14 protein-coding genes are annotated in these 11,452 nt (G+C 51.7%); 2 read left to right on the top strand and 12 right to left on the bottom strand.

Annotated elements, in window-relative coordinates; genetic code table 11:
• Positions 1 to 349 precede the first annotated feature (349 nt).
• Genes ET33_RS35005 through ET33_RS34990 form a run of 4 tightly spaced genes read right to left on the bottom strand, consistent with a single transcriptional unit; the run spans position 350 to position 3,803 of the window.
• On the bottom strand, positions 350 to 883 hold the full coding sequence (locus ET33_RS35005) for a hypothetical protein (protein ID WP_036693671.1): 534 nt from the start codon (positions 881 to 883) through the stop codon (positions 350 to 352).
• A 35-nt stretch (positions 884 to 918) separates the two neighbouring features.
• Positions 919 to 1,446, bottom strand: a complete 528-nt coding sequence (locus ET33_RS35000) for an NAD(P)H-dependent oxidoreductase (RefSeq protein ID WP_036693678.1) — start codon at positions 1,444 to 1,446, stop codon at positions 919 to 921.
• A gap of 50 nt (positions 1,447 to 1,496) precedes the next feature.
• Positions 1,497 to 3,134 carry a DHA2 family efflux MFS transporter permease subunit gene (locus ET33_RS34995; RefSeq protein WP_036693669.1) on the bottom strand — a complete coding sequence of 546 codons (1,638 nt, stop codon included), beginning with the start codon at positions 3,132 to 3,134 and terminating at the stop codon, positions 1,497 to 1,499.
• 33 nt (positions 3,135 to 3,167) lie between these two features.
• Complete coding sequence (locus tag ET33_RS34990; protein ID WP_036693666.1) at positions 3,168 to 3,803, bottom strand: HlyD family secretion protein; 636 nt, start codon at positions 3,801 to 3,803, stop codon at positions 3,168 to 3,170.
• Positions 3,804 to 3,967: 164 nt separating this feature from the next.
• Between ET33_RS34990 and ET33_RS34985 the strand changes: the two genes are divergently transcribed.
• Positions 3,968 to 4,432 carry a MarR family winged helix-turn-helix transcriptional regulator gene (locus ET33_RS34985; RefSeq protein WP_036693664.1) on the top strand — a complete coding sequence of 155 codons (465 nt, stop codon included), beginning with the start codon at positions 3,968 to 3,970 and terminating at the stop codon, positions 4,430 to 4,432.
• A gap of 83 nt (positions 4,433 to 4,515) precedes the next feature.
• Here the strand turns inward: ET33_RS34985 and ET33_RS34980 are convergent, their stop codons facing one another.
• The 6 genes from ET33_RS34980 to ET33_RS34955 all read right to left on the bottom strand — a co-directional run bounded on the left by ET33_RS34980 (position 4,516) and on the right by ET33_RS34955 (position 9,330).
• On the bottom strand, positions 4,516 to 5,139 hold the full coding sequence (locus tag ET33_RS34980; RefSeq protein WP_036693662.1) for a sterol desaturase family protein: 624 nt from the start codon (positions 5,137 to 5,139) through the stop codon (positions 4,516 to 4,518).
• A gap of 33 nt (positions 5,140 to 5,172) precedes the next feature.
• On the bottom strand, positions 5,173 to 6,705 hold the full coding sequence (locus ET33_RS34975; RefSeq protein ID WP_036693659.1) for an aldehyde dehydrogenase family protein: 1,533 nt from the start codon (positions 6,703 to 6,705) through the stop codon (positions 5,173 to 5,175).
• A 44-nt stretch (positions 6,706 to 6,749) separates the two neighbouring features.
• A complete protein-coding gene (locus tag ET33_RS34970; RefSeq protein ID WP_036693656.1) occupies positions 6,750 to 7,439 on the bottom strand; it encodes a lysoplasmalogenase family protein in 690 nt (229 codons plus the stop codon).
• 197 nt (positions 7,440 to 7,636) lie between these two features.
• Complete coding sequence (locus ET33_RS34965; RefSeq protein ID WP_036693654.1) at positions 7,637 to 7,894, bottom strand: zinc ribbon domain-containing protein; 258 nt, start codon at positions 7,892 to 7,894, stop codon at positions 7,637 to 7,639.
• A gap of 77 nt (positions 7,895 to 7,971) precedes the next feature.
• Positions 7,972 to 8,907: a helix-turn-helix transcriptional regulator gene (locus ET33_RS34960; RefSeq protein WP_051776085.1), complete on the bottom strand. Its 936-nt coding sequence runs from the start codon at positions 8,905 to 8,907 to the stop codon at positions 7,972 to 7,974.
• Positions 8,908 to 8,958: 51 nt separating this feature from the next.
• Positions 8,959 to 9,330, bottom strand: coding sequence for a hypothetical protein (locus ET33_RS34955; protein ID WP_036693648.1), 372 nt, complete (start codon positions 9,328 to 9,330; stop codon positions 8,959 to 8,961).
• Between the two features lie 275 nt (positions 9,331 to 9,605).
• On the opposite strand from ET33_RS34955, the gene ET33_RS34950 reads away from it, so the two are divergent.
• Entirely contained in the window at positions 9,606 to 10,043 is a 438-nt protein-coding gene (locus tag ET33_RS34950) for a DUF2569 family protein (RefSeq protein ID WP_036693645.1), read from the top strand.
• A gap of 189 nt (positions 10,044 to 10,232) precedes the next feature.
• Here the strand turns inward: ET33_RS34950 and ET33_RS40170 are convergent, their stop codons facing one another.
• Together ET33_RS40170 and ET33_RS36905 are read right to left on the bottom strand one after the other, a co-directional pair.
• A complete protein-coding gene (locus tag ET33_RS40170) occupies positions 10,233 to 10,517 on the bottom strand; it encodes a hypothetical protein (protein WP_051776082.1) in 285 nt (94 codons plus the stop codon).
• A gap of 216 nt (positions 10,518 to 10,733) precedes the next feature.
• Positions 10,734 to 11,081 carry a hypothetical protein gene (locus ET33_RS36905; RefSeq protein WP_051776079.1) on the bottom strand — a complete coding sequence of 116 codons (348 nt, stop codon included), beginning with the start codon at positions 11,079 to 11,081 and terminating at the stop codon, positions 10,734 to 10,736.
• Positions 11,082 to 11,452 lie beyond the last annotated feature (371 nt).

Raw genomic sequence — 11,452 nt, 5'->3', positions numbered from 1 at the left:
AAGCTTTATGATGCAACATGCGAGCATTTACCTCCTTTGGTGATTTTATGATAATTATAGCACATATGTTCGCATTCATACACAAGAGATGCTGATTCATCTCCCCCTTATCGAAGAGGGAGATGAATCAGCCTTAACGATAAAAAGCCCAAGGCAAGATTTCTCGTCGATAGGCTGTTTATTATGTGCATAACTCCGTGGATAACTAGGTGCTCCTAGCGGAAATCCGCCCAAATACGGGACTTCGAATTGGTAATTTCCTTGATTTAAACGCGCAAAAAGACTTCCTGACCTCAGGACGCCCATGCGATAACCCAAGGTAATGAAGTCTTTTTCCGAAATCGTATTATTACTTCTTGCTATGCATCGACCGCAGCGCCGTACGGTAGTCGTCGTCCTTCATGGGGTCTTCGCCGGCCTTCTCGGACGGCGACTCGGGCCTTGCCGGTTGGGTGAACCCGCGAAGCGCCTCGCGATATTCCGGATCGGCCAGCTTGGCCGAAGTCCGCGCGGCTTCCGCATTGGCTTCGGGAGCACGCTCCCGGCCCGATTGGGCTATGGGCTTTTGTGCCGCCCGAACCTCAGCTTCCTGTTCCGCCGCCGGAGGCACTTGGCCCGTTGCGGCCTCGGCTCTTTCCCGATCCGCCACGGGCCGCTGCGGCACCAAAGGCTGCGGTTCGCGCTTCGCCGTCGCGGATTCTTGTGCAGCCGGGCCCGCGGGCTCTTTCGCTTGCGGCCCCTGCCCCGGCGCCTCCTCCGAATGGCCGGGAAAGTGCCGCTCGCTCCGAGGGACCGACGAAGACATCATCGATCGCATATTATACATGATGAGAACAATAACCAGAATGACGGCTACTGCGATGCAAATGACAGGAACGGTCATCACGCTTCCTCCTTCCGTCCGCCTGAGTCATCCGCTTAAGAACGCACAAATCTCCGTGTCACCTCGGCAATCCGCTTCCCGAAGGCTCGGCCCAGCTGTTCACCGTGCCCGCCGAGCAGCTCTTCGCTATCGATCGGACACGTCACGCCTACGCCGTAATACGAGCCGTACGTGGCGTTTTCCGGAAGATTGCCGGGCAGACCGACAACGATCATGCCTTGATGGAGCATCGGAGTCATCAGGCTGACCATCGTCGATTCGAGGCCTCCGTGTTCCGTCGCCGTCGTACAGAACACGCCGCCGATTTTATCGATCAGCTTGCCTTGCGCCCACAAATAGCCGAGCTTATCGATCCATGCTTTAAGCCCGGCGCTGATCGTTCCGAAATGCCCGGGACAGCCCCAAATAATCGCGTCCGCCTCCGGTAGAGCCCTGATGTCCGCTTCCTGCACGCTGCGCACCTCTACCTCAGCGTTCTCGACGAGGACGGCTCCCGCCGCAATGGCGTGCGCCAATGCCTCGGTATGTCCGCCTTCGCTATCGTATACGATATATATTTTCACTTTCATTCCCCTCCCGGTTCCCAAGTTTCCCTTCCAGGTTCATCCGTTTCTTATTGTGCCGTTTGTCCCGGCGACGGGAGCAAAATAACCTCCGTCGGACGTGCGCTTGTCTCCTCGGGTGCAAGCAGATTCCGCTTTGGTTTATCTTTTCTCACATCACGCAAGAATACACTCAAGCCCAGCCCGATCACCGAAATGATCGTCGTCCAGAAAAAGGCGTCGTTAATCCCCATCACCGTCGACTGCAGCTTCGCTTGTCCGGCTAATGCCGCTGCTGCTTGCGTTTTCGCTTCGGTCAGCGGCAGATGCGCCGCTGCGGCGATCCGGTTAACGAGCGCATTGAACGAGTCCATGAAGGTCGGGTCCGTCGTATCCATCCGGTCCGTGAAGGCCGCATAATGAGCGGTCGAACGATTGGTAAAAATCGTCGTAATCAAGCTTGTCCCGATCGAACCGCTGATTTGGCGCAGCGTATTGGACATCGCCGTCCCGTGCTTGCTCAGCTCCCGCGGAAGCTGATTCATCCCGGCCGTCATGATCGGCATCATCAGCAAGGACATCCCGAAATAACGCGCCATATAAATGGCAACAATATAACCGTAAGACGTATCCAAAGTCAGCGTCGTAAATTCGTACGTCGTCACCGTCGTAATGATCATTCCGATGACCGCCAGCGGACGCGGACCGATCTTGTCGAACAGCGTTCCGGAGATCGGCGACATGATCATCATCACGATCGCTCCCGGCAGCATCATCAATCCGGAATCGAGCGGCGTAAAGCCCCGCAGGTTCTGCAAATAAAGCGGAAGAAGAATCATGCCCGCGAACATGCTGGCCGTGACGAATACGTTGATCACGGTCGACAGCGAAAAGACACCGTAACGGAACACCCGCATATCCAGCATCGGGTTTTCCGAGCGCACTTGCTGAATGACAAACGCGATAAGCAGAACGAATCCGGCAACGATGCAGGACAAGACAACGGTGTCCATCCATCCTCTGGACCCGGCTTCGCTAAGCCCGTACAAGAGCAGCCCCACCCCCGAGATCGAGGTGACCGTGCCGAAGGTGTCCAGCTTAATTTTTTTAGGCTCTTCGATATTTTTCAGCTTGAAAAAAGCAATGACGAGCACCAGCACACCGAACGGAAGCATTCCCGTAAACAGCCAATGCCAGTCGTAATTTTGTACAATCCATCCCGACAAGGTTGGTCCGACCGCCGGCGCGAACATCATCGCGAGCCCGAACAGCCCCATCCCTTTCCCCCGCATTTCCGGCGGAAATATAAACAAAATGACGCTCATCACTAGCGGAGTCAGAACGCCGCCGCCGATCGCTTGAATCAAACGTCCGGTCAGCATGACCGGGAAGCTTGGAGCAAGGCTGCAGATCAACGCCCCAGCCGTAAAGGAAAACATCGCGATCAAAAACAACCGGCGAACCCCAAGCCGTTCAATCAAGTACGCGGATAAAGGGATCAGAACCCCGTTTACCAGCATATAGCCGGTGAGCAGCCATTGCACCGTACTCGTGCTGACGCCGAAGTCGGCCGTCAAATGAGGGAGTGCGACGTTCAGCAGCGTCTGGTTCAGAATCGCCAGAAACAAGCCCAGCATCAGCACCGTCAATAAGCTCCCATAACCTGACAAGCCGCCCCGGTTTTCCTTCGTTTCTCGCGGAGAAGCCATCATCGCAACTCCTTTCTTTATAAGATTAGATCATTATTTTTTCGTCAATTTAACCGTAGTGTTCATTCCCGGCAGGACAGAATCCGAATAGTTCGTCATCGAGATTTTGACCTGCACCTTCTGCGTGACTTTCGTATAATTCCCGCTCGTATTGGCGGAAGGCAGCAAAGAAAATACAGAGTTCGTCACATGTCCGATCTCTTCGACCTTTCCTTTCAGCGTCGTGCCTGAATCTCCGTCGACCGTGATGTCCACCGCCGAGCCGACTTGAATGTCTTTCACGTCGGTTTCGTCCAGATTGGCCGTAACGTACAGGTTCTTCATATCGACAAGCTGCGCCAGAGGCTGGCCGGGCTGCACTATTTGGCCTTCCTTGGCCTGATTTTTGACGATTGTGCCGTCAATCGGGGCAGCGACGTTCACCGTTTTCGAGCCGTCGGACAGTTGACCGACATTGCCGTTTTTGGCGACGATCCCGCCTTCCTTCCCGCTCCAGGACGACAGCGTGCCGGATGCCGGGGCAGATAGCGCAATCACATCGCCCGCAACCCGGGCGTCTTCGGTCTTGATATATTTGGACGACTGATCGTAATAATAAAATCCGCCGAAGGCTAACAATACAATAAGAACAACGCCAATAATATTGGCTGCAAACATTCGACCTTTCATTCGATTTCTCTCCTCCATTATACTTTAATATTTTAATTACTTTGTGATAAAGTAATTTTGCAATAAAACAACTTTAGCATGAAAAAAAACGGAACACAATTAGTAATAAAATCCGGTATACTTGAACTATCTACCGATTTTGAACAAATGTAAGGAGAAAACGCATGTCCGTAAACCAGCCTCCGGACACGTCTGCCCATGAATTCGACTCGATGAACAGACTGACGGAAACGTTCCTGAAATACAAAATGAAGCTCATCGAGCAAAAGCTCAAAGAGCCGCATATGCGGATGAACAATACGAAATACTACATTCTTAAGACGATCTACCACAACCAAAACTGCATGGTCGCCGATATCGCCAAACGATTGCAGCTTTCCTCCGGCGCTACGACGATCGCGCTGAATCAGTTGGAGGAAGACGGCCTGATCGTCCGTCTGCGCAGCGACTCGGACCGGCGTACCGTACGGACCGCGCTCACAGAGCAAGGCGCCGCCTTTGTGAAGAGCGCCATGGAAATCCGGCAGCAGCTGCTAACCGATATGCTCGAACCGCTGAGCGACGAGGAGAAGACGCTGTTTTTCGCCATGATCGACAAAATTACCGAACAGCTCGCTTTGAAGCTCTAAAATACAAACGACCCGTAAGCGGGGCGCTTTTTGCAAAGCGTCCGTCTACGGGTTATCAAACTTGCCAAGTATTGAAAACGGGACTAGAGCCGCGAATCCGCTTTTCCTTCCAGATTGCGCGCCGTTTCGCTTTTTTCCACCTGCTGCTCGTCGCGGAACGTGCCTAGCATAACATCGAACAGCGGGTTCGTTACGCCGTACCAGTAATGTTCGCTTTTGTAATGATGCCAGAGATGCACTTTCTTCATCCAGCGCCCCCAGGGCGTGATCGGCTTGATAGGACGGTGGGCGACAAAATGCGTCCATTCGTAGTAAAGCAGGAAGCTGATCACTCCCGTAACAAAAGCAATCGTCAGCACCGTATCCCGCGTCACCAAGTAAGCGATAAGCACCGGTCCGACCATGACCGGGAGACTGTACCATACGGGAAGGAACAGCAGGTGCAATTCGTTCGGGTAAATATGGTGGTCATAGTGCAGGCGGCGCAGCATGGTAAGCAGCAGGGGATGCTCCGGCGGCTTCATATGAAACAAAAAGCGATGGATCATATATTCGCTTAAGGCATAACCGGCCATCCCCATGATGAGAGCCAGCCATATCGTCCCCTCACTCGCATGCGGCAAAATGACCGTCCACCCCGCCACCAGCAATACGCACATCACGCAAATATCAAAATGGGTGAAAAACTCTTTGATATAGGGTCTCATCGCGCGCGTCCCCCTTGCCGGTGCCCGGCTCGCTTATTTGGATTTTCGCATCAGCTCAAGGTACGCCCGAATGAAACCAACCAGGCTTCTCCGAGAACCGTACCAGCTTTTAATTAGACGGCCGAAGACCGGATACTTGCCCGCATAAGGAAACCAGTTAACTTCCGCCGGTTTCGTTCCCCGGTCGAGCACGACCGCCTTTTGATGACAAAACAACGTGAGGCCCTCTTCCCCATGGTAGCGACCTATACCGCTGTGCTTTATTCCGCCAAAAGGCAAGTACGGATTCGCAATCGTGACCATTACATCATTAATACACACGCCGCCACACTCCAGGAGGTCGGCGACACGGCGGGCCTTGGTCAAGTCCCGGCTCCAGACGCTGGCGTTCAGACCGAAAGAGGAATCGTTCGCCAATTCAATTGCCTCCTTCTCATGGTCAAAAGGCATGACGTTAATGACGGGACCGAACGTTTCTTCACGCATTACCTTCATCTGCGGGTTCACCTGCGTCAGTACGATAGGCTGCACCTGCAAGCCCTTCGACAGCCTCCATTGTTCGGGATGAATGCCGCATTCCAGCTCGGCCCCTTCCTCCAGCGCATGGCGCACATGATCGCTAACGATATCCACCTGCTTTGAAAATGTCATCGAGCCCAAGTCCGTATCTTCGGTTCCATTTTGGTGCAGCCGGCTTACTTCCTGCTTAAGTCGCGTCACAAAGTCGGTATAGACGGATCGTTCGACGTAGATTCGTTCCACCGAAATGCAGGCCTGCCCGCTGTTGGCCAGCGATCCCCATGCCGCTCCTCTCACGGCCCGTTCCAGATTCGCATCGGCGAAGACGATCATCGGGTCCTTGCCGCCGAGCTCGAGCGTGGTCGGGATGAGCCGCTTCGCGGCTTCTTGCTGAATCCGGGCGCCGGTTTGCACGGAACCCGTAAAGAAAATATAATCCGGCTCCGCCTCAATAAGCCTGGCTCCCAGCGCGCCATCCCCGTGAGCGATTTGCACAAGCCCTTCGGGAAATCCCGCCTCCGCGAATATACGCTCCATCAATTTGCCTACAAGCGGCGTTACCTCGGAAGGCTTGACAATGACGCTGTTGCCGGCTGTTAATGCGCTTAACGCAGGTATCATCGCAAGCTGAACCGGAAAATTCCACGGCGCAATCACAAGAACGACGCCCCGGGGGTGATAGGAAATCGTGGATTGCTTCCCGAATAAGGTGAGCGGCGTCTTCGCTTTTCGTGTCTTTAGCGTCTTGACCGCGCAATCTTCCATATGCTTGATCGCATCCGCCACGATAAACAGCTCGTGCGTCGCCGCTTCCACGAGCGGCTTCCCGGTTGCCTGAACTATCAGCTCCGCGCATTCCTCAAAATGCTCCGTCATGTAGTAACGAATCCGCCGCAAATACGTCAATCGTTCCGCTACCGGCGTCTGCCTCCATGGGATCGACGCCATTTTTGCCTTCTGCATCATACTTTCTACCGCTTCCAGCGGCGTTGCCTGAATTTCCTCTCCTTCTTCTCCAGTCGCAGGATTTACCGCTCTCCACACCACCACAATCGCTCCATTTCGCTACATATTATTTTATTCGCCGAACATCATCCTGCCGCGGCGTAAATAATCGCCATCTGTCCGGCGACATATGTGAACCAGATCCATATTTCTTTATGTTTCATTCTATATCCCCCAACATCCGTCACGCCGATCAGCAGATCGGACAGGACAAAGATCAGCCCGCCGACAGCCGTCAGCCACCAGACTCCCCCCAGCATCATTGCCAGATCAAGAGCAAGGCAGGCCATTCCGCCGACCCATAGTCCGTATCCAAGCGCTCCATAATTAAGGATGGCTTGTTTGCGTGGATTTCGAATGAAGAACAGCCACCCGACAACAAGCAGCAGGCCGTAGCCGGCCACCCCGATCCATAATCCGCTACCTCCCGCGCCCCCTCCGCTTGCGGCCATCATTTGAATAAAAGCCATCATATAGAAGCTCTGCGCGACCGCGAAGGTCAGCATGCCGCCAATTAGCCGTTGCGGCCAAGGAATGACGCCGGCCATGGATAGATCGCCGAGGAATGACATCAGCATTCCCCAAAACACCCACTCGCCATAAGGCGAAGCCGGGTCGGATCGCCAAATCACGAACGCAGCCGCAACCAGAGAGAGACTGAGCAGCACTCGTGCCCACAGCGGGAGGATAAGACCGTCCTCTCCGCTTGCCGCTCTCCGCCTTGCCATCCATAGGCCCCATGCAAAAAGAACAACCTGCACCAAAGCAATCCCCATCGTACCCCTCCAAATATAAATCCATTCTATATCCTATATATGCCATTTTCCATCATTTCATTGACGGTTCACTCAAGAAGAACTGCCCAGCAAAAAGATGAAAGCCGCAGACGCGCCTGCGAATAACGCAGAGCACGACGGCGGCTCCTTTTGCAACCTGATGATGAAAGCTTATTTGGTGCCGGAACGTCAGTCTGTTACGCCCATCGTTTGAGTGATGGGATCACCTGGTTCAGCATTTCGCGGGCTTGCTGCTCCGACATGCCTTGACCTTCGACCACATGCGGAACGCATTCCTCGATCATCGATTGCACGGTAGCGTCCGGGGAGGTGAAGGCCCCTTTCTGGTAGCAGTAGGTGCAGTACTCTTCGTTGCGGCTTCCGTCGGCATTCGTGCCGAAATCCTCGGCAGCGTTCAGGGGCATGCTGCAGCTTTGACAAAACTGTTTGTCCATTTTGACAACCTCCATTTGATTGGGAATAGCTACAGCATACACCCCTAACTATGACAACAGTTTGTCATGTTATTTTTTCATTTCCCGTACATCTTACAGATGCGCTCCGCGCGGTCCCGGATGAGCACGCGCAGCCGCTCGGGTTCGAGGATTTCGACCTGGTCCCCGAAGCTGAGCAGGAAGCCGTATACCCACTCGTCCTCGGGATACGTCTGCACTACCGTCAAGAAGCCGTCCTCTCCCGATTGCCCTTCCTCCATGCCGAAAAACTCTTCCGCCCGGGCTCTCGCTTCAGGCGCGAAGCGCAGCACCATCGTCACCGTCCGGGAGCCGCTATTCCACATCTGCTCCAAGTCCTTTTCTTCCAGGCCGGCGTGCTCCCTGCGCTCGAACGGGTGATCCGTCACAACCACATGAGTCATGCGGGACAACCGGAACATGCGAAAGTCGCCGCGAAGCGGGCAATACGCATACAAATACCAAGCTGCGCCCTTGAGCAAAAGCGTCATCGGCTCGACCTCACGGTCGGTCGTCATCCTATTGTTCGAAGTATAGGCGAAGCGGAGGGTTACCTCCTTCTGGAGCGCCTCCCGAATCAGGGCGACCTTCCGCTTCATCGCACCGTCCGCCCCCCACGGATTCATATCGATGACGAGCCGCTCCTGCCAGAAGCGGGCGGTTTCTTTCTCCTTGTCGGTGAGCAGACTCGTATATTTCTCCAGCGTCGTTCCGAGACGCGCATCGTCGAGCGTCTTCGTCATCCCTTTCAACGCCGAAATGACCGAAGCGATTTCCTCGAATGTCAGCGCGTTCCGGTCCAGCCGGTAGCCTGCCATGACGGCAAAGCCGCCCCCGGCCCCTTGGTGGGCGACGATCGGGAACCCGGCTTGGCACAACGTTTCGATATCCCGGTAGACGGTCCGGACCGAAACCTCCATTTTGTCCGCGAGCTCCGCGGCCGATATTCTTCTCCTGTTGACCACCAGCATCAAAACAGCAAGTATCCGTTCCAAACGCAAGACCGCTCCAGCCTTTCTATATTCGTACTCTCCATCATAGCAGCATTATTTCGACTTAAGCAGCACGTCTTCCGATTTTCCGGCCCATTCGACATGTATGGGGATTTCCTCGCTTTTTTGAGCAAAAGGATAAGAGGAGACGGAACGGGCCACGATTTTATTATTTTTTATGCTATAGCCTTTTGTCGAGGAGCTTCCCCCGGAAAAGGAATAGGAGAAGTCAATCGGCACCGTAAGCCGCTCATTGGGTTTATATTGAAGCGTGAATCTTTCCTCCGCTTTGTCGCCGATCCGATAAACTTCAAACTTCCCCGTCCAATGCTCGCTCTCTCCGGTGAACACAAGGTTCTTTTGATCTTCACGGGCACATCCCTGCAAAAGCAACAGTAAAAAGACTAAAACGAAGGCTTTTCTCATCGTCAGACCTCCCTGTTATTTACAATCATACCATACTAAAAAAGCCTGCTGATGGGAACCGGTAATTTCACATATCTATGTACTGAATAAGAAAAGCCCATAGGCGCGATTCCTCGTCTATAGGCTGAAGCATCGTATTCTATTCATTTCGTATTCATAGTATACTTGTTCCAAATGGTAATTCTTTGCTAATCAAAGGCAGTTTGATTTGTTTAGATATGTATAATAAATTACTATAAAACTTTATATAGATTTTCAACAGGGGAGTTTCAAAGATGTCGAATAATGAAGCCAAAGAATTGTATCCTAAACCAATTGGAGGATGGTTACTTGTTTATTTAATAGCTTTGCTTATAAGTGAAGCAATGTATATTTCTGGAGTTATAAGACTATTGCCCGACTTAACTAACCTTATTGAAGAAAGAAATTGGATACAGAATGTCATAGTTTTAGGAACTTTCATAAAGACAGTAATTGCAGGACTACTACTATTGCTCTTTATTAGTAAGAAGAGTTATGCTCCACGACTAATTATTATTTTTGAAATGTTTTGTATTGCAATTAGAATATTAACGTACATAGACTCTTACAGTAGAGGACAGATACTCCCCAACTCCTATCATTTATCAATACTTGTCGGGGGAATCAGTATCATCTGGATATTCTATTTTTTGAAATCGAATAGAGTAAAGGAAACATTTATAAACGGTTAAAGAAGTGTCGTAATTCAATGATGCTGAATCAGACTCTTGAGGTTAGTGAACTGAAAGATCGAGCGGAGAGGGAAAGTAATCTTATTATTGACACAAGCTGAAAAGAGATTAAACAAAAAATGGTTCATTTTCAAAAAGAAAAAGAATCTTAAGGAGAAAACCGTAGGAATTAATACGTGGAGGGAAATATTAATATTTTGGTGTTGCGCTCGTTTTAATTGGACGAGTGCTTTTTTTGTTTTCGGGCTTTTGTTGCATCTGTTTTCGGATCGACATTGCTACTACGAAGTGTTGTACGGCAAGGATATTCTCTAGTTTGAACACCCACGGCGCTTGCCGCTGGAAACAAAATGCTTTAATCCTGCCTCGTTCAACCGACCGAACCGCAATCCTTCGCTGTGTCATGCTGCCGTCATTCCCAAGGTAAATGATTTCAACCATTCGGCCAACATATCGAAGCATTTGCTTTTCCAATGTGCCTGCCTCCTAATAGGAACATTCGTTTGCATTAATTATATGCAAACGAAATGCGAACAGACAACAAAAAAAGCAGCAAGGTTATCCCTCCTGATCGTTATGTTCTGGATTTTTAACTGCGGCGGTTTCGGCCCCTTCAAATAACGCCGGGCGGACGGCGCGGAACGGGCCGAAACCTACCGGCACAAGCAGCCGGAATATAGAAAATCCCCGCTAGTAAATAGCTGGGGATTTTCGCCATTTATCCGTTGTGTTCTGCTTCAACTTTTCCGTTATATCTCGAATGTGTCGCGCCAGCTTTTCGGCAATAACCGCTTTGGCTTCCTCACGATTAATATCGATCTTTTCCGTCCGAATCCCGCGCTGCCGCATCTCCTTCCGAACACCGGACAACTCATTCGCCAACCGGCCGTGTATCACCTTCGCGGCCGCAATGTATAGCCGGCGGATTGGGTCCTTCGAGTCGGAAAGCGTCCGCGCCTCCTCTTCGATCTTGGTCAACGCATGCGGAAGAAGAAAGGAATCGCGAAGAAGCTCTTCATTTGTCGCCGTTTGATTCATCGGAATGTTCACCCTCTCGGAGTAAATGCGAATATGTGTTCCCATTATACGCCCGACCGGCGAAAATCTCAACGTACATTTTCCACGACTTACCGGCGAGAAAAAAGAGCCCCTAACCACTGGTCGGGACCCTTATTATTTTATTAGCCACCCCATCCGTTATGATCGAGCAGCTTTATCGAAGGCTCCTGCGGTTGCTGCGGTACGATGATTCCACTTAACAAGATCAACCCCATTACTAAAGATAATAACGCTTTCTTCATAAATCAAACACTCCTTCTACAATATTTTTGTACCCCAGTTTCTGCTGTTCTGTCGCGTATTCGCTATGCTTTCTAAATAACGAAACGCATTTTTCGAAGCCTGTATAA

It is taken from the genome of Paenibacillus tyrphae, assembly GCF_000722545.1.
Classification (GTDB): Bacteria; Bacillota; Bacilli; order Paenibacillales; family NBRC-103111; genus Paenibacillus_G; species Paenibacillus_G tyrfis.
Note: the sequence above shows the minus strand (reverse complement) of the source record. Positions and strands in the feature narration are given on the sequence as shown.